Genomic DNA, 17,679 nt, shown 5'->3' with positions numbered 1-17,679 from the left:
ATCGGGACCGCGGCGGCCGCGGTCCCGATGGCGCGATCGACCAGCACGGTGTCGCAACGCTCCGCGGCGAGGACGGCCGCCGCTTCGGCAGGCGTCGCCAGAGCGGTGCGGGCGCCCCAGGTGCCGAGCTGGCGGCGCAGCGCCGCCATGGCGGCCGCATCCTCGGCGACGATCAGCACGCCGCGTCCAGACAGGTCGGGTGCCGCGGTCGTCGGTGCGGCGCCGTCGGCCGCCGGCAGCGGCAGCGTCACCCGGAAGGTCGCGCCGGCCCCGGGGGCGCTGTCGACCGTGATGGAGCCGTCGAGCCGGGCGACGATGCGGCGCGTGATGGCGAGACCGAGCCCGGTGCCGCCGAAGCGGCGGTCGGCGCCGCCCTCGGCCTGCTCGAACTCGCCGAAGATGCGCTCCTGCGCGTCCGGGGCGATGCCGATGCCGGTGTCCTGCACCGCCACGATCACGGTCCCGGCCTCGGGGCCCGGCTCGGCCGTCACCATGACGCTGCCGGCCGGCGTGAACTTCACGGCGTTGCCGACGAGGTTGAGCAGCACCTGGCGCAGCCTCGCGTCGTCGCCGACCACCTCGGCCGGCAGCGCCGGGTCGACGAAGGCGGCGATCTCGACACCCTTGTCGTGGGCGCGCGGGGCGAGCAGCTCGACCACCGACTCGACCATGGCGGCGAGACCGAACGGCCGCGCCGTCACGGTGATGCGGCCGGACTCGATCTTGGCGAAGTCGAGAATGTCCTCGATCAGGGTCAGGAGGGCGCGGCCGGAGGTGCGCACCGCCTCCGCATAGGTGGCCTGGGCGGGTGTGAGCGGCGTGTCGAGCAACAGCTCGGACATCCCCAGAATGCCGTTCAGCGGCGTGCGGATCTCGTGCGAGACGGTGGCGAGAAAGCGGTTCTTGGCGCGGCCCGCGGCCTCGGCTTCTTCGCGCACCGCGATCAGCTCGGCGCGCGCCTGCTCCTCGGCGTCGGTCAGCTCCCATTCGCGGTCGGCGAGCGCCTCGATGCGCGCGTCGCGCCGGTCGAGGCTGCGGCGCAGTCGCCGATTGTCGTGCAGAAGCAGAGCCAGGGCCGCGGCGGCGGTGATCGCCGCTGCGATGGCGATGCCGGCGAAGGGGCGCGTCCCGAGAGGCGCGGCGGTCCAGATCAGCACGGGCCCGAGAAGGCCCCCGAGCAGGATCGACATCGCGCCGAGGATCACGGCGGTCGGGCGGGCGGATCGTTCGAGCCAGTCGTGCATCCGCGCCTTCGCCCCTGGCGCGCCTGCGCGCCTTTCGCAACCGGCGCGCCTGCGCGCCGTCTTCGCGGCGCGCGTCTGGCCGAATCCCGGCGGCGGCCGCCCTTCGGGATAGCACCGGAGTCTTGCTGATCTCTTGTCGCGGCCGGACCCGGCCCGACGATCCCGGCGTGCCCGGCGTGGCCGCGTGTCGTCAGGCCGCCGCGGCGAGGGCGACCAGATGCGTGCGGGCGTGCGCGAGCGCGGTGTCGAGCCGGGCGATCTGGACCCGATAGTCCTCCGTCGTGATGATCGCGGCGTCCGCCTCGAGCTCCGCGGCCAGCGCCGCCAGCGCCACGGCGCCCAAGGTCGCGGCGGCCCCCTTGAGCGTGTGCGCCTCGACCGCAATGGTGTCGCGGGCGAGCTCGGGGCACAGGTCGCTCATCCGCGCGAGCCGCGCGTCCGACTCGCGCAGGAACACCTGGACGGCGAGCGCGAGGCCGTCCTCGCCGATCTCCTCGGCCAGCATCGCGAGCATGTCGCGGTCGATCGCCTGCTCGGGATCGTGGCCGCGCACCGCACCGGCCGCCGCCCGGGGCGGGCCGCCGCCCGGACCGGCGGCCGCCTGCGGCATCGCCGGCAGCGGAATCGCTGCGCCGGCTCCCCGCGGCTCGGTCCCGCGAGGCTCGGCCTCCAGATGGTCGACGACGTCGAGCATCGCCTCGATCAGGGCCTGCTTGCGCAACGGCTTGGCGACGAAGCCGGTCATGCCGGCGGCGCGGCAGATCTTGATGTCCTCGGGATAGGCGTTGGCCGTGATGGCGACGATCGGCACGGCGTCGTTCGGGCCGCCCCGCGCCTTGATCGTCCGCGTCGCCTCGAGACCGTCCATCTGCGGCATCCGCACGTCCATCAGCACGACGTCGAAGCGGGTCTCCGCCACGGCCGCCACCGCCTCGGCGCCGTCGGCGACGAGCCGCGGCACGATGCCGAACTCCTTGAGCATCTTCACGGCGACGAGCTGGTTGGTCGGGTTGTCCTCGGCGATCAGCAGGCGCAGCGGCCGCCCGAGCTCGGCGAGGCGGGTCCGGAAGGCGGCGACCACGCCGGCATCGTCGCCGCGCGGCTCGCCGACGAAGGTGTCGGACCACGCGAGCGCCAGGCGGACCCGGAACGTGGTGCCGACGCCCTCGGTCGACTCGACCCCGATGGTGCCGCCCATCTGGTCGACGATGTGCTTGCAGATCGCGAGCCCGAGCCCGGTGCCGCCGAAGCGGCGGTTGATCGACGAGTCGGCCTGGGTGAACTTGGTGAACAGGAACGGGATGCGGTCGGCCGCGATGCCCATGCCGGTGTCGGCGACGATCCACTCGACCTCGGCCCGGTCGGCGTCGCAGGCGAGACGGCGCACGGCGACCCGGATCTCGCCCTGGCACGTGAACTTCACGGCGTTCGACAACAGGTTCAGCAGCACCTGGCGGAGCCGGCCGGCGTCGCCGATCAGGGCCGCCGGCAGGTCGGGCGCGATCGCGGTCCGAATCACGAGCCCGCGGTCGGCGGCGCGCTTGCCGACGATGCTGATCACGTTGTCGACCAGCGCGGCGGGCGAGAACGGAATCGCCTCGAACTCGAGCTTGCCGGCCTCCAGCTTGGAGAAGTCGAGGATGTCGTTGAGGATGCGCAGGAGGTTGTCGCCGGCGTCGTGCAGGGCGGTGACGCAGACGCGCTGCTCGGCGTCGAGGTCGCTCTCCATCAGCGTCGCAGCGAGCCCCAGCAGGGCGTTCATGGGCGTGCGGATCTCGTGGCTCATGGTGGCCAGGAATTCCGACTTCGCCCGGTTCGCCGCCTCGGCCGTTTTCTCGCGCTCGCGCATCAGCTCGGCCTCGGCGCGGGCGCGGGCGTTCTCGGCCGCCATGTGGTCGGTGCGGGCCTTCACGGCGCGCGTCTGCTCGCTCCACCACAGCGCGATCGACAGCGCCGCGACGACGACGATCACGGCGCCGATCACCGAGAGGAACACCGACAGGCGCACCACGGCGTGCCAGCCGGCGAGCGCGTGACCCTTCGTGGTGGTCGCGACCATCACCAGCGGATAGCTCTTCAGCGGCCGCACCGCGACGACCCGCTCCTGTCCGTCGAGCGGGCTGACGAGATGCTCCGTGTAGGGCCGCTCGCCGCCGTCGCGGATCGCGAAGGTGCGGCCGATCAGCGGCACGCGGGGGTGCCGCATCAGCAGGGTGCCTTCGCGCGTCATCAGCGACATCGAGTCGTGCTCGGAGAGCGACACGGCGCGATAGAGCGCCTCGAAATGGTCGAGCGACAGGGTCGCCGACATGATGCCCATGAAGCTGCCGTCGTAGGCGTCGAGCCGGCGGTGGAGACCGACCACCCAATCGCCGGTGACGCGGCTCCGCACCGGGGCGCCGACGATCGAGTGCGCGAGGCGCTCGGTCTGCAGGCGCAGGAAGTGCTCGCGGTCGGCGATCGACACGGCCGGAGTCGGCCAGAAGCGCGAGAAGTTGACCAGCGCGCCGCTGCTGTCGAACAGCGACAGCGCCTCGAGCTGCGGCACCACGGTCGCCTTGTCGCGCAGCACCGTGTGGATCGGCAGGCCGGACAGCCGCCGGACGAACTCGGCTCGGTCGTTCGACACCGCGTCGGGAACGTGCTCGAGCAGCGCGCTGAGGATCAGGTCGATCGACTGCAGCGCGCGATCGGCCTGCTCGGCCATGATGGCGCTGCGCTGCACGAGCGATTGCTCGGCGGCGGCGAGGGCGCTCTCGCGCAGATTGCCGAGCACCAGCGCGTTCATGCCGACGATGGTCGCGATCATGAACACGGCGCCGGCGATCAGGCCGGCATAGGGACGTGAGATTCTGGTTCCGCCGGCGCTGCCGCCGCGCGTCGCGGCCCGGCCGCTCCGATGGCTGGAGCTCTGGTCCGACGTGCTCACGCCGACCAGCCCGCCGGCCCGAGGCCGACGGCGTCGCGCTGGCGGATCTCCACGAGGAGCGCGCGGAGCTGGGCGAGGTCGACGGGCTTCGGCAGCGTGCGGCAGACGTTGAGGCTGAGCAGATTCGCCATCGCGGCGGTCTCGCGACGGATCGTCTCGTTGGAGCTCGACACGATGACGATCGGGGTCTTCAGGTCCATGGCGGCGACGGCATGCAGCACCTCGGCGCCGCCGTGGCCGCCGAGCGTCAGGTCGAGGCTGATCAGCGTGTAGGCGCGCTGCTCCAGCAGCGCGACGGCCTGCTCGTAGGACGCGGCTTCGACGACCTCGTAGCCGGCCCGCTGCGCCACCCGGCCGATGATCATGCGATGAACGGTGTCGTCGTCGATCACCAGCAGCGACGGAATGGGCGGTCCCGCGGCGGCGTTCGGCTCGGCCTCGGCCTGCGATGAGTTCGGCTCGCTGCGGTCCAGCATTCTGCGTCCCCGACGTCCCTGCCCCCATCGATCATTCTGGCAGGGAAGCGAAAAGATTCGATTAAACCAGGGATGGCGGTCAATACGCCTGTTACAGCCCGAACGGGTGAGAGATCGATCTAGTCGAAACGGTGTATGACGCGGCCGGCCGGCCGAGGCCGTCGCGCGCCGCCGACCACGTCGCTCGGCCGCACTCGCGAGCCCAGCCCCCCGGGCGGGGACCGGCGATCGCCGCACGGTCGCGGCATCCCGAGCCTCAGGCGGCGCGGCGCACCTCGTCGAGGCGGGTGCGATAGGCGAGCGCCTCGGCGACATGGACGCGGCCGACCCGCTCGGCTCCGGCGAGGTCGGCGAGCGTGCGGGCGACCCGGAGCACCCGGTGATAGCCGCGCGCCGAGAGCCGCATCGCGTCGGCGGCCTCGCGGATCAGCGCCAGCCCGGCCTTGTCGGGGGTGGCGACCTCCTCCAGCAGGCCGCCCTGCGCCTGCGCATTGGTGCGCACATGCGGAAAGCCGAGCGCCTCGTAGCGGCGCGCCTGCAGGTCGCGCGCCTGCGCCACCCGGGCCGCGACCGCGGCGCTGCCCTCGGCGGCCGGCGGCAGCACGAGATCGGCGGCGCTCACCGCGGCGATGTCGACATGCAGGTCGATGCGGTCGAGCAGCGGGCCGGAGAGGCGGCCCTGATACTCGGCCGTGCAGCGGGCGATCGGCCCGCGCCGGCAGGCGAAGCCGGGCTCGCTGGCGCGGCCGCATTTGCACGGGTTCATGGCGGCGACCAGCATGAAGCGGGCCGGATAGGTGACCCGGTGGTTGACCCGGGCGATCGCCACCTCGCCGGTCTCCAGCGGCTGGCGCAGCGACTCGAGCACCCGCGGCTCGAACTCGGGCAGCTCGTCGAGGAACAGGACGCCGTTGTGGGCGAGCGAGATCTCGCCGGGCCGCGCCTTCAGGCCGCCGCCGACCAGGGCCGGCATCGAGGCGGAGTGGTGCGGGCTGCGGAACGGCCGCCGGTTGCTCAGCGCCCCGTCCCGGATCTCGCCCGCGACCGAGGCGATCATCGACACCTCCAGGAGCTCGGAGGGCGACAGCGGCGGCAGGATCGACGGCAGGCGTGCGGCGAGCATCGACTTGCCGGCGCCCGGCGGGCCGATCATCAGCATGTTGTGGCCGCCGGCCGCGGCGATCTCCAGAGCGCGCTTGGCGCTCTCCTGGCCCTTGATGTCGGCGAGGTCGGGCAGCGCACCCGATGCGGCGCGGATCCGCGGCTGCGGCCGCGAGAGCACCTGCGTGCCCTTGAAGTGGTTGGCCAATTGGATCAGCGAGCCGGCCGCGACGATCGCCATGTCGGGGCTCGCCCAGGCGGCCTCCGGGCCGCAGGCGGCCGGGCAGATCAGCGCGTCGCCGCGCCCGTTGGCGGCGATCGCGGTCGGCAGCACGCCGGCGACCGCGGCGATCGAGCCGTCGAGCCCGAGCTCGCCCAGCACCGTGCAGCCGTCGAGCGCGTCGGGCGGGATCGCCCCGATGGCGCCCATCAGGCCGAGCGCGATGGGAAGGTCGTAGTGGCTGCCCTCCTTGGGGAGGTCGGCCGGGGCGAGGTTGACGGTGATGCGCCGCGCCGGCAGCGCCAGCCCCGAGGCGACCAGCGCCGCCCGCACCCTTTCGCGCGCCTCCGACACCGCCTTGTCCGGAAGGCCGACCACATTGAAGGCGGGCAGCCCGGGCGCGACCTGAACCTGGACGTCGACGGCCCGCGCCTCGATGCCCTCGAACGCCACGGTCGTCACCCGCTGCACCATGCCGCCGCCCCAGAACCTGGATTGCGCGCCAGGGTAGCAGGAGGCCGGTGGCTCGGCAAGAACAATAAGGGAACGACCGGTGGCGACCGGCGCTCTCAGTTCAGCCCAGACCGCGGATAGACGAAGGCCAGCAGCGTCAGCAGCGACGAGCCGAGGACCGCGCCGGCGGGCAGCGGGTTGGAGGCGACGACGTTGAAGAGGGTGAGGCCGAGGTCTTGCATCGGAGAGCCCGTTTCTTCGCGCGTGGGCCGGCCGGAGGCCGGATCGTCGAGCGCGTGCGGGTCCGATCGAATAATCAGGCGACGTCGTGTGCTCGTCCAGGAGCCCCTGTCTACACCAAGGATGTCGCCGAACCGTGAATCGCGCCGGCATGGCCGTCCTGCGGCGGCCGCCATGCGTTTCGGGGAAGGCTCGGGAGGGGCCTTCACGGTCCGATGCGGGCGGAGGGTCGAAGACCTACTTTCGCCGCTCGGCCATCAGGGTGCGGTAGAGGGTGGCGTAGCGCCGGGCGGAGCGGCGCCAGGAGACGTCGGCCCGCATGGCGTTGCGCTGGACGCGGCGCCAGACCTTGCCGTTGCGCCACAGCGCGGTGGCGCGCAGGACCGCCGCCTCCAGCATGCCGATGGTCGGACGGAACTGGATGCCGGTGCCGACGCCTTCGGCGATCGCCATGTCGTTGCAGTCGATCACCGTGTCGGCGAGCCCGCCGACATGGCTGACCACCGGCACGGTGCCGTAGCGCAGCGCGCACATCTGCGACAGGCCGCACGGCTCGTAGCGCGACGGCATCAGGAGGGCGTCCGCGCCGGCCTGGATCAGATGGGCGAGCTCCTCGTCGTAGCCGATCACGCAGGCGACGCGGCCCGGATGGATGCGGGCGGCGTCCATGAACGCCTGCTGCAGGTTGCGCTCGCCGGAGCCGAGCACGACGAGCTGCGAGCCGGTGGCGAGCAGGGTCGGCAGCACCTCGACCAGCATGTCGAGGCCCTTCTGCCAGGTCAGCCGGCTGACCACGCCGAACAGCAGCGCGTCGTCGGTGGCGAGCCCCATGCGCCGCTTCAGCACCGCCTTGTTGGCGATGCGCGGGGCGATGCGGCGGGCGTCGAAATTGGCGGCGATCAGCGGATCGCGACCCGGATTCCAAACCGTGTCGTCGATGCCGTTGAGGATGCCGGAGAGCCGCTCGGTGCGGCCGCGCAGGAGCCCGTCGAGCCCCATGCCGAACTCGCGGGTGCGGATCTCGGCCGCGTAGGTCGGCGACACCGTGGTGATCCAGTCGGACAGGGCGAGGCCGGCCTTGAGGAAGCCGATCTCGCCGTGGAACTCGACCCCGTTGATCGAGAACGCCGCCGGCGGCAGCGCCAGGGCGGACAGGAGCGAGGCCGGGAACAGGCCCTGGAAGGCGAGGTTGTGCACCGTCATCACGGTGCGGGGGCGGCGCTCGAAGCGGTAGCGCAGATAGGCGGCCGAGAGGCCGGCCTGCCAGTCGTGGGCGTGCAGCACGTCGGGCCGGAAGGCCGGCACCTCGCCGGCGCCGAGCCGCGCCGCCATCAGGCCGAGCGCCCCGAACCGGATCGCGTTGTCGGGCCAGTCGCGGCCGTCGGCCGCCATGTAGGGATTGCCGGGCCGGTCGTAGAGATGCGGCGCGTCGATGACGATCAGCTCGAGGTTCTTGGCGCGACCGTGGAGGAGACGGCCCGGGCCGCCGAACAGGTCGTCGACGGCGAGGATCGGGCTCGCGTCGCGCAGCGCCGCCATCACGTCCGGATAGCCGGGGATCAGCGTGACGGTGCGGACGTTCTCGGGGGCGAGCGCCGCCGGCAGCGCGCCGGCGACGTCGGCGAGACCCCCGGTCTTCACGAAGGGGAAAATCTCGGAGACGACGGACAGGACGTGGATCGGCGTCGCTGCGATCACAACCGATCGATCATCTGCTGGGTGATGAGACAGATCCCGTCCTCGGTGCGGCGGAACCTGTCGGCGTCGACTTCCGGGTCCTCGCCGACCACGAGCTTCGGCGGGATCACGGTGCCCTTGTCGATCACGACGTTGCGCAGCCGCGCGCCGCGCCCGATGTCGACCTGCGGCAGGATCACCGAGTTCTCGACGAAGGCGTAGGAGTGCACGCGCGCCCCGGTGCCGACCAGCGAGCGGCGGATCGAGGCGCCCGACACGATGCAGCCCCCGGCGACCAGCGAGGCGATCGCGGTGCCGCGGCGGCCCTGCTCGTCGTGCACGAACTTGGCCGGCGGGGTGATCTCGGCATAGGTCCAGATCGGCCAGTTGTGGTCGAACAGGTCGAGCTGCGGCACCACGGCGGTGAGGTCGATGTTCGCCTCCCAGTAGGCCCCGATGGTGCCGACGTCGCGCCAGTAGACGGCCGCCTCCTCGCGCGAGCGCACGCAGGAGCGCGAGAACGGGTGCGCCACCGCCTTCCCGTACTTGACCAGATAGGGGACGATGTCCTTGCCGAAGTCGTGTGTCGAGTGCGGGTCCTGGGCGTCGCGGCGGACCTGGTCGATCAGGAACTTGGTGTTGAAGACGTAGATGCCCATGCTGGCCAGCGCCAGCTCCGGGTTGCCCGGCATGTGCGGCGGCTTCGGCGGCTTCTCGACGAAGTCGACGACGACGTCGTTCTCGTCGACATGCACGACGCCGAAATGGATCGCCTGCTTGAGCGGCACCTCGATGGTCGCGATGGTGATGTCGGCCTTCTGCTCCACGTGCTGCTGGAGCATCGGCTCGTAGTCCATCTTGTAGATGTGGTCGCCGGCGAGCAGGACGATGAACTCGGGATTGTAGCTCTCGATGATGTCGAGGTTCTGGTAGACGGCATCGGCCGTGCCGGCATACCAGCTCGCGCCGGCGATGCGCTGGCTGGCCGGCAGGATGTCGAAGCTCTCGTTTCGCTCGGGGCGGAAGAAGTTCCAGCCGCGCTGCATGTGGCGGATCAGGCTGTGCGCCTTGTACTGGGTCGCCACCGCGATGCGGCGGATGCCCGAGTTGAGGGCGTTGGACAGCGTGAAGTCGATGATCCGGGACTTGCCGCCGAAATAGACCGCCGGCTTGGCGCGGTTGTCGCACAGCTCGTGCAGCCGGCTGCCGCGGCCGCCGGCCAGCACATAGGCCATGGCGGAACGGGCGAGCGGCCCCGGCGTGGAATGTACAATCGGCACGGAATTGCCTCGTTCAGGTTGCGAAACGCATCGTCGAAATCTCCCGGCCGGGTCGCCCGCGCAGGCCTCGCCCGCGCGGCGCCTCCGGTGTCGCGTCGCCGGCGCCGGCAGGGCCGGCGCCGGCGCATCCGTCGACTAGGAGCGCAGATAGGCCTCCGTCGCGTAGCGCCGCATCATGCGGGCCGAGTTGAACACCGCGCCGATCTTGGCGATGGTCTGCTGCATCATCCAGATCCACCGCGCCCGATCGTCGTGATAGAGCGGCAGCACGGTCGACTCGAGCTTGTCGTACATGGCGGCGGCGTGCGCCTCGGGGGACGGGTCGCTGCCGTCGCTGCCGATCGCCCAGCCGGTCACGCCTTCCTCCCAGCCCTCGAGCCACCATCCGTCCAGCACGCTGAAGTTCAGGACGCCGTTGAACGCCGCCTTCATGCCGCTCGTCCCCGAAGCCTCGAGCGGGGGCACCGGATTGTTCAGCCATACGTCGCAGCCGGAGACGAGCTTCATGGCGATGGCGATGCTGTAGTTTGGCAGAAACGCCATCGGAATGTCTTTGATCGATCTCATGTGCTGGTGGATTGCCCGGATGCGCGCCTTGCCCTCGAAGTCGCGCGGATGCGCCTTGCCGGCCATCACCACCTGGAACCGGCGCCCGCCGGCGATCGCCTGGAGCCGTTCCACGTCGTGGAACAGGAGGTCGGGCCGCTTGTAGCCGGTCATCCGGCGGGCGAAGCCGATCAGCGGCACGTCGGGGTCCATCTCGACCCCGGTGGTCGTCTTCACGTAGTCGATCAGCTCGTGCTTGGCGCGCTGGTGGGCGTCCCACAGAGCGTCGGGCGGCACCTGGTCGGCCTTGAGCAAATCCTCGAGCTCGTAGGCCCAGTGCGGCGCGATCGTCTTGAACAGGTCGGCGATCGCCGGATGCATCCACATCGGCACGTGCGCACCGTTGGTGACGGTGCGGATCTTGTAGGCCGGGAACATCTTCTGCGCCGTCTCGGCGTGACGCCGGGCGACGCCGTTGGCGTAGCGCGACAGGTTGAGCGCGAGCTGCGACATGTTGAGATGGTCCGGACCGGCCAAGAGCTTGAGCTGGTCGAACTCGATCAGGTCGCCGACGATCGACCGCACGTCCTCGTAGGAGAACCGGTCGTGGCCGGCCTCGACGGGCGTGTGGGTGGTGAACACGCACTTCTCGCGCACCGCGTGGACGTCGTAGCTGAACGGCTCGGGGATCCCGGGAATGCGGTTGATGCGGTGCTGGTCGAGCAGGGCGAGCGACAGGAACGCCGCGTGGCCCTCGTTGAGATGATAGGTGTCGATGGTGAAGCCGAGGGCGCGCAGCACCCGCACGCCGCCGATGCCGAGCACCACCTCCTGCTTGATGCGGTCCTTCTCGTCGCCGAAGTACAGCCGGTTGGTGATGATGCGGTCGCGCGGCTCGTTCTCCGGCACGTTGGTGTCGAGCAGTAGCACCGGGATCTGGAAGCCGCGCGGCGACTTGAGCTCGTAGAGCCAGGGCCGGATCCACACCTGCCGGCCCTCGATCGTGACCGCCACCATGGCGCCGATCGGGGTCGCCCAGTCCTCCGGGTTCCACGGATCGGGGCCGTCGATCTGGTGGCCCTCGGCGTCGATCTCCTGCTTGATCGAGCCCTCGCGCGAAGCCAGCGTCACGAACACCATCGGCAGGTCGAGGTCGGCGGCGGAGCGCGCCGCGTCGCCGGCGAGCAGCCCGAGGCCGCCCGAATAGGTGTGCATCTCCTGCCGGATCCCGACCTCCATCGAGAAGTAGGCGATGCGGTTGACGGACAGATAGCGCGCGACCTCGATCATTGCAGCTCCGCGAGAATGGGCTTCGGAAACGGTCGGATTCGGCCGGTCGTCGGCAACCGTCACGCGGCGCGCGACGGCAGCAGGCGCGGTCGACGGTCGGAGCGGCGACCGGAGGTTGGCCGCCGCGGCGCCGGCGATGGTTGGACGGTGCGGGTCGAAACCGGGCTTCGGGCTGGGCCTGTGCTGCGGCCCTGGCGGGGCGCGGGCGGCCGTTGCTCTCTGGACGATCGAAGCGTCGCGGATCGAAGCATCGGGCCGGCCCCCTCTCGCGCAGTCGCCAGGAATGCGCTGCACCCAAAGCGGCGCGCGCGCACCCGGACTCCTTTGTCGCACACTATCGGTCCGCCGCGCAAAGGTCTCTTCGCGGCTGCGCGGCCGTGTCGCCGCAGCGCGGTGCGACGCCGTACGGGGCGCTGTAGCGTCGGTCGTCCTTGTTGATGCAGTGCAGCGGCGACATGCTGCGGGCGCAACGAAAAAGGGGCGCCGCGGCGCGGCGCCCCTCGATGCGGATCGGCCCGGCGACGGATCAGTCGCGGCCGAGCACCGCGATCGACACCGGCGCGAGGCCGTAACCCAGACCGATCGACCGCGCCGCGGCGGGCGTCAGGTCGATCACCCGGCCGCGCACGAACGGGCCGCGGTCGTTGATGCGGACGACCACCGACTTGCCGGTCCGGCGGTGGGTGACCAGCACCCGCGTCCCGAAGGGGAGATGCTTGTGGGCGGCCGTCATGCCTCCGGCATGCGCGCGCTCGCCATTGGCGGTCCTGCCGCCCGAATAGACCGAAGCAATGCCCGACTGGGTGAAGGCCTCGGCGCGAGTCGAAAAATTCACGACAGCGAATAGTGCGATCAATACTGCGAGATACCGTACAAAGTTCATCGCCATGCGCTGTATAGTCCCCATGTTGTTGCGTGAAGACCGCGTTTAATCGGGGAATTGTGCGCACAAGATGGCAGCGATCCCGCGCTGCATCACGAAGTATTTCTTAAAATTACAGCGTAAGATTCGGTCGATCCTGTCGAGCTTGGATTCTGTGTGCGGCGGGGGCGCCTCGCCGCGGCACCTGCCCGAGGGGGATCATCCGACCGGGTGGGTCGGCCCGCTCGGACCGTTGCTCAAAAAAGAAAGCGCGCCGAGGCGGAGCCACGGCGCGCGATGACGCGATCCGATCGGGTCGAACGACCGAAGCGTGGTCGATCGACTACTTCTTCTTTCCGTCCGGCCCGTACTGGATCAGGAACGCCCACAGGTCGTCCTGCTCCTTGTCGTTCTTGATGCCGGCGAAGACCATCTTGGTGCCCGGGATCTTGGCGCGCGGATCGGCGATGTAGGACTTGAACGTCGCCTTGTCCCAGGTGAGACCCGAGTTCTTGTTGGCTTCGGAGTAGTTGAAGCCCGGGATCTGCCCGCTCTTGCGGCCCTCGAGGCCGTTGAGCACCGGGCCGACCTTGTTGGTCGCGCCTTCGCCGATGTTGTGGCAGGGCGTGCACTTGCGGAACGACACGGCGCCGGCCGCGACGTCCTGGGCGGCGGCGATCCCGGTGGTGGCCGCCAAGGCGAATGCGATAACGAACGCTTTGGTGATCATCGTGCCTTCTTCCCTCCTGGTTCCAAACGGACGATCCGACGAGCCGGCCGGCTGCGGGATCCGGCCACAAGACGAAGGGCCGGCCAGCAAAAGACCAGAAGCTTGACGAAAATCAAGCGGCTCTGAAGACGCTGGTTCCGCCGCGGTCGCGGACGGCGCATGGGTGAAGGGAGGAACCGGGCGGGGTTCGCCCGGTTCCGATCGTGATCCCCTCCTGCCTGGAGGTCGCATGACCCCCGTCCCGCGCGTCGCTCCCTATTCCGGCCCGGCCCTGCTGAGCTACGGCTTTCGTCCGTTCTTCCTCGCCGGCGCGCTGTTCGCCGGCCTCGCCGTGCTCGTGTGGATGCCGGTCTACGAGGGCCGCATCGCCCTCGACACGGTGTTCGCGCCGATCGACTGGCACGCCCACGAGCTCCTGTTCGGCTATGTCGCCGCCGTGGTGACCGGCTTCCTCTTGACCGCGATCCCCAACTGGACCGGCCGGCTGCCGCTCGCCGGCACGCCGCTGCTGGTGCTGGTGCTGGCCTGGCTCGCCGGCCGGGTCGCCGTGTCGTTCGGCGGGGCGCTCGGCTGGGTGGCCGTCGCCGTGATCGACGTCGCCTTCCTGCTGCTGGTGCTCGCCGCCGCCGGCCGCGAGGTGATCGCCGGGAAGAACTGGCGCAACCTCCGCGTCCTGGTGATCGTCGGCGTGTTCGCCGCCGCCGACGTCGTGGTCCATGTCGAGGCGCATGTCCGTGGCGAGGCCGTGCTCGGGCGGCGGCTGGCGCTCGCCGCGATCGTCATGCTGATCGTGCTGATCGGCGGCCGCATCGTCCCGAGCTTCACCCGCAACTGGCTCGTCAAGGCCAATCCGGGCCGGCTGCCGGCGCCGTTCGGGCGGCTCGACGCGGTGGCGATCGGCGTGTCGGTGCCGGCGCTGGCCGCCTGGCTCGTGGCGCCGACCGGATGGATCACGGCGGCGCTCCTCGGACTCGCCGGGGCCGTCCAGGCGGTGCGGCTCGCGCGCTGGGCCGGCGATCGCACCGGGCGCGACGCCCTCGTGCTGATCCTGCACCTCGGCTACGCCTTCATCCCGCTCGGTTTCCTCCTGCTGGCCGCGGCCGCGCTGTGGCCCGTCGTTCCGGAGGCCGCCGGCATCCATGCCTGGTCGGTCGGCGCCGTCGGGGTGATGACGCTCGCCGTGATGACCCGGGCGACGCGCGGCCACACCGGCCGCGCCCTCGAGGCGCCGCCGTCCACCCGCGCCGTCTATGGCGCGGTCGTCACCGCGGCCGGCCTGCGTCTCCTCGCCGCGCTGGTTCCCGAGCTGGCGACGCCGCTCCTGTGGGCCGCGGCGCTCGCCTGGGTCGCCGCCTTCGGGGGCTTCTGCGCCGTCTACGGCCCGATGCTACTCCGCCCGCGGCTCGGGAAGGAGTGATCAGAGGGGTGCAGACCAGTCAAGGTGAAAGCAGGCCAATCGCGATGACGAAATCCCGCAAGCGTGCCTCGACCGCACAAACCCGGACCAGGGACTCGAAGGGAATCCGCTCCGAGAGCTGAGAAGCACTGCTACCTTTCCGGTACTCGGGCCATCGTCGACGGAGTGCAGCCATCGACTCTCCCTTCGGGGGGCGATGGTCCTGGCACCCATCGAAGTGTCGCAGGAGAAGGGCTTCGTGATCCGGAACCTGCCATATCAGATGCGAAATCCCTGCTTGGCTGGCGAGCCGGGTCGCAGCGGCCATCTTGTCGGGCTCGCCGATGTCGATAAGCAAGGCCTTGCAGGCGAATGACTCCCGCCGTCGTTCGATGTCCCCGACGCGCTGAACGGCGCGTCGAACAAGCTCGAAGGGGTCGCCTGCGCCCGGTTGGAGCGGTTCGACATGAATGTGGATGTGAACGTCTTTATCGCGCGCAAATCGATTCAACAGGGCGCCGTAACCCACTTCGCTCGGCCCCTCGCAGCCGAGAAAGATCGGGCGGCGTTGAGGAATGAAGGCCGGTCGGCGTTTCATCCGATCTGAGGGATTGCTCCGTACATGCCCGACATATACCTGCGATAGCGGTTGTCCGCACGCCTCGCGTTTCGAATGTCCTGGAGCCCGTACACCTTTGTGCGACCGCGCGTGTCCTTCTCGCAGAAGAAGACCTCCTCCTTCTGAAGGTCTTCGAGAAGAGTTGCCGCGTGGCAACTCATCCAGAGCTGGGCCCGTTGCGGGTTTCGTTCGGGATCATGAAACCAACGTATGATCTCGGGCAGGACGAGTGGGTGAATCGCGAGATCGATCTCGTCGACAATGGACATGCTCCCCCTGGCGAGCGCAATCTGCAGCAGGGGCAGGTTGCGGATAAATGTCCGAGTTCCGTGACTTTCGAGCGCCCAGGGCATCGGACGCTCCAGTCCTTCGTGCTCGAACAAAGCAAGTGGTCCCGCTTGGCCTTGAACGATGATCATTTTCTTTATGCCGAGGTCGATCCGCTGGATGTCTCGGTTAAGCTCCTCCATGGCGGCGGTATCTGCCGCGTAGTATTTGATCGCGGCATCGTCCCCGACCTCAGTTCGATCCGCCAGGATGTTGGCAACGACCGATCGCGCGGCTTCGCTCAGGCGCAACGACGGCACATGATCGAATTGCGCCAGAGTAGAGATGAGACTGGCATTGTCGCGCACCTTGTCGATCACCTTCGAGTATCCTGAAAGTGCAAACACTTTACCAGCACTGACTTGGTCGTTCTCGCGTTCGAAAACCCGAGTCCACCTGCCTCGCCCATTGGCTCTCTGATGAAGGTTTTCTTCTGTAACGATGAAGCGTCCATCCGACATGAACAGGGCCAGTTCATAGCGCCACGTGCCATAGGCAATGGGGGCTGAGCCCGGCTCGACGGCAGGGTCGAGCGGCCCGCCGAACTCGATCGCTAACCGCACCGGCTCGGCTTGTGCTGCCGTATCGTTGAAGCACTCGCACGGGATGCCGACGTTCGGCTGTCGCTGGAAGGAATCCCGAACGAACCACAGAACGAACGCAAGGGCCTTTAGGACTGTCGATTTCCCCGAAGCGTTCGGCCCGAAAAAGGCCACGACACGGGGCGCGCGTTCCTTTGATCCAGGGAACAGAGGGTCGAACCGACCAGGCACGTCGGGCACGGAGTCACCGATTCGCAGATCGATCACCTGCCGGTCGCGCACCGAGTAGAAGTTGGCAATCTCCAGACGGTACAGCACGTCTTCGATCTCCCGGAAGAGACCGAAAGTTAAGCTCCAAAATCCACTTCTGCAATTTTTTCGACGATTTTTGTCCTTCGGTGCGTCGTTATGGCCGCTCTAGGTGCTTCTCGCCGCCCGTGCCGCGTCGGCGGCGGCGAGGGCGTCGGCGGCGGTGTCGTCCCAGCCGACCAGCCGGAATTTGTCGGCGATCGCCGCCTCGGCCCGCGCCAGTGCCGCGTCGTCGTCGAGCAGCGTCTCGATCGCGTGTCGCCAGGCCGCCGTTTCGGCCGGGTCGAGATGCAGGGCGGCGCCTTGGCTCGCCTCGGGAATCGCCGTCGCCGTGGAGGCGATGCAGGTCTTGCCGAGCGCCAGGCTCTCGACCACCGGCAGGCCGAAGCCCTCGGACAAGGACGGGAACGCCGTGAACCGGCAGTTGGCGTACAGCCAGCGGAGCTGGCCGTCGTCGACATTGCTCAGGAAGCGGACCACGGGCGCAGCGTCGCGATCGGCCGTCACGGCGGCGACCAGCGGCGCGCCGTCGTGGCCGATCCGGCCGGCGATCACCAGCGGCGGCACTCGCCCGCCGCGCGCCCGCGCCAGATCGCCCCACAAGTCGGTGAGCAGCCGCTGGTTCTTGCGCCCCGTGACGTCGCCGACGGTGAGCACGAAGCCGCCCGGCGCGAGGCCGTCGACCGGCGGCAGGTCCGGCGCGGCCGGGCCGAGCCGGTGACCGAGCCGGATCACGGTGAGGGGCGGCATCGCGGTGCCGCGCTCCGCCGCATGGGCCGCGAGCGCATCGGCGCTGAACCGCGAGATCGACAGGACGAGGGCGGCATGCCGCAGGATGAACTCGCTCGACGGAATGTCGGCGGCGTCCGGGTCGTCGGCGCGCGGATCGCCCGGCGGCAGGGTGCCGAGCAGATCGTAGAACAGCATGGCGAGCCGCAGCCCGCGCCGGCGGCGCAGGTCGATCAGGTGGGCGAAGTCGTGCCGCTGCAGCTCGCCGGGCAGCAGCAGCCAGGCGCCCTCCGGAAACATCTCCGCCGCCCCGCCGATCGGGGCCACCACGGCCTCGACTACGGCGCGGCGACGGCGCCGGAAGTGGTCGCGGATCTCGGTGCGCACGAAGCGCTCGAGCCGGCGGCCGAGCTGCATCAGCGGATGCGACCGCCAGGCCGGGCGCGGCTTTCGGCGACGCTCCGGCTCGGTCGGGGCGCGGACCACGGCGAGCGCCTCGGCGGCGGTCAGCGCGACGAAGCGGTGGGCGGCCGGGTCGAAGCGGCAGAAGCGGAGATCGTCGCGGCCGGCGATCGCCCGCTCGGCGAGCGCTCCGACCAGCTCGCGCTCGACCCGCACGGTGCCATGGGCGATGCGGCCGCGCTCCTGGAACGCGGTGGTGAGATCGACGAACAGCGGTGGCGGGGAGGACGGGACCGGTGACATGATC

Annotated in this window: 14 protein-coding genes; 1 reads left to right on the top strand and 13 read right to left on the bottom strand. The window is 70.0% G+C overall.

Annotated features, from left to right (window positions below; translation table 11 throughout):
- The 10 genes from CCR97_RS06330 to CCR97_RS06290 form a co-directional block, all read right to left on the bottom strand.
- On the bottom strand, positions 1–1,244 hold a 1,244-nt coding region (locus tag CCR97_RS06330), incomplete at its 3' end, for an ATP-binding protein (protein ID WP_244670296.1).
- Between the two features lie 190 nt (positions 1,245–1,434).
- Entirely contained in the window at positions 1,435–4,173 is a 2,739-nt protein-coding gene (locus CCR97_RS32250; RefSeq protein ID WP_201159383.1) for an ATP-binding protein, read from the bottom strand.
- Complete coding sequence (locus CCR97_RS06320; RefSeq protein WP_170145722.1) at positions 4,170–4,649, bottom strand: response regulator; 480 nt, start codon at positions 4,647–4,649, stop codon at positions 4,170–4,172. The genes CCR97_RS32250 and CCR97_RS06320 overlap by 4 nt, the downstream gene beginning before the upstream one ends.
- A gap of 256 nt (positions 4,650–4,905) precedes the next feature.
- Complete coding sequence (locus CCR97_RS06315) at positions 4,906–6,444, bottom strand: YifB family Mg chelatase-like AAA ATPase (protein WP_111356152.1); 1,539 nt, start codon at positions 6,442–6,444, stop codon at positions 4,906–4,908.
- A gap of 95 nt (positions 6,445–6,539) precedes the next feature.
- Positions 6,540–6,665, bottom strand: a complete 126-nt coding sequence (locus tag CCR97_RS32015; protein WP_274611490.1) for a hypothetical protein — start codon at positions 6,663–6,665, stop codon at positions 6,540–6,542.
- 235 nt (positions 6,666–6,900) lie between these two features.
- Positions 6,901–8,361, bottom strand: a complete 1,461-nt coding sequence (gene glgA / locus CCR97_RS06310; RefSeq protein ID WP_111356151.1) for a glycogen synthase GlgA — start codon at positions 8,359–8,361, stop codon at positions 6,901–6,903.
- Positions 8,358–9,614, bottom strand: coding sequence for a glucose-1-phosphate adenylyltransferase (gene glgC, locus CCR97_RS06305; protein WP_276330206.1), 1,257 nt, complete (start codon positions 9,612–9,614; stop codon positions 8,358–8,360). Before glgC ends, glgA begins: the two co-directional genes overlap by 4 nt.
- Before the next feature lie 141 nt (positions 9,615–9,755).
- Positions 9,756–11,456 (bottom strand): alpha-glucan family phosphorylase, encoded by a 1,701-nt coding sequence (gene glgP, locus CCR97_RS06300; protein ID WP_111360486.1) that lies wholly within the window; start codon positions 11,454–11,456, stop codon positions 9,756–9,758.
- Positions 11,457–11,982: 526 nt separating this feature from the next.
- Positions 11,983–12,291, bottom strand: a complete 309-nt coding sequence (locus tag CCR97_RS06295; protein ID WP_245429118.1) for a septal ring lytic transglycosylase RlpA family protein — start codon at positions 12,289–12,291, stop codon at positions 11,983–11,985.
- A gap of 370 nt (positions 12,292–12,661) precedes the next feature.
- Positions 12,662–13,048 (bottom strand): c-type cytochrome, encoded by a 387-nt coding sequence (locus CCR97_RS06290; protein WP_111359406.1) that lies wholly within the window; start codon positions 13,046–13,048, stop codon positions 12,662–12,664.
- A 229-nt stretch (positions 13,049–13,277) separates the two neighbouring features.
- Between CCR97_RS06290 and CCR97_RS06285 the strand changes: the two genes are divergently transcribed.
- Positions 13,278–14,465 (top strand): NnrS family protein, encoded by a 1,188-nt coding sequence (locus CCR97_RS06285; RefSeq protein ID WP_111359407.1) that lies wholly within the window; start codon positions 13,278–13,280, stop codon positions 14,463–14,465.
- Positions 14,466–14,484: 19 nt separating this feature from the next.
- On the opposite strand, the gene CCR97_RS06280 is transcribed toward CCR97_RS06285, so the two are convergent.
- The 3 genes from CCR97_RS06280 to CCR97_RS06270 all read right to left on the bottom strand — a co-directional run bounded on the left by CCR97_RS06280 (position 14,485) and on the right by CCR97_RS06270 (position 17,675).
- Positions 14,485–15,042: a hypothetical protein gene (locus CCR97_RS06280; RefSeq protein ID WP_146618877.1), complete on the bottom strand. Its 558-nt coding sequence runs from the start codon at positions 15,040–15,042 to the stop codon at positions 14,485–14,487.
- On the bottom strand, positions 15,039–16,250 hold the full coding sequence (locus CCR97_RS06275; protein ID WP_111359409.1) for an AAA family ATPase: 1,212 nt from the start codon (positions 16,248–16,250) through the stop codon (positions 15,039–15,041). Before CCR97_RS06275 ends, CCR97_RS06280 begins: the two co-directional genes overlap by 4 nt.
- A 99-nt stretch (positions 16,251–16,349) precedes the next feature.
- Positions 16,350–17,675 (bottom strand): glycosyltransferase, encoded by a 1,326-nt coding sequence (locus tag CCR97_RS06270; RefSeq protein WP_111359410.1) that lies wholly within the window; start codon positions 17,673–17,675, stop codon positions 16,350–16,352.
- Positions 17,676–17,679: the final 4 nt, after the last annotated feature.

It is taken from the genome of Rhodoplanes elegans (assembly GCF_016653355.1).
Taxonomy (GTDB): Bacteria; Pseudomonadota; Alphaproteobacteria; order Rhizobiales; family Xanthobacteraceae; genus Rhodoplanes; species Rhodoplanes elegans.
The sequence above is the reverse complement of the archived record's forward strand: the minus strand, read 5'-3'. Positions and strand labels throughout refer to the sequence as shown.

Bases quoted from the DNA above. Each gene is read 5' to 3' on its own strand.
- CCR97_RS06285 (WP_111359407.1), top strand. From the start codon at position 13,278: ATGACCCCCGTCCCGCGCGTCGCTCCCTATTCCGGCCCGGCCCTGCTG.
- CCR97_RS06320 (WP_170145722.1), bottom strand. From the start codon at position 4,649: ATGCTGGACCGCAGCGAGCCGAACTCATCGCAGGCCGAGGCCGAGCCG.
- CCR97_RS06270 (WP_111359410.1), bottom strand. From the start codon at position 17,675: ATGTCACCGGTCCCGTCCTCCCCGCCACCGCTGTTCGTCGATCTCACC.
- CCR97_RS32015 (WP_274611490.1), bottom strand. From the start codon at position 6,665: ATGCAAGACCTCGGCCTCACCCTCTTCAACGTCGTCGCCTCCAACCCG.
- glgP (WP_111360486.1), bottom strand. From the start codon at position 11,456: ATGATCGAGGTCGCGCGCTATCTGTCCGTCAACCGCATCGCCTACTTC.
- CCR97_RS06290 (WP_111359406.1), bottom strand. From the start codon at position 13,048: ATGATCACCAAAGCGTTCGTTATCGCATTCGCCTTGGCGGCCACCACC.
- CCR97_RS06280 (WP_146618877.1), bottom strand. From the start codon at position 15,042: ATGAAACGCCGACCGGCCTTCATTCCTCAACGCCGCCCGATCTTTCTC.
- CCR97_RS06315 (WP_111356152.1), bottom strand. From the start codon at position 6,444: ATGGTGCAGCGGGTGACGACCGTGGCGTTCGAGGGCATCGAGGCGCGG.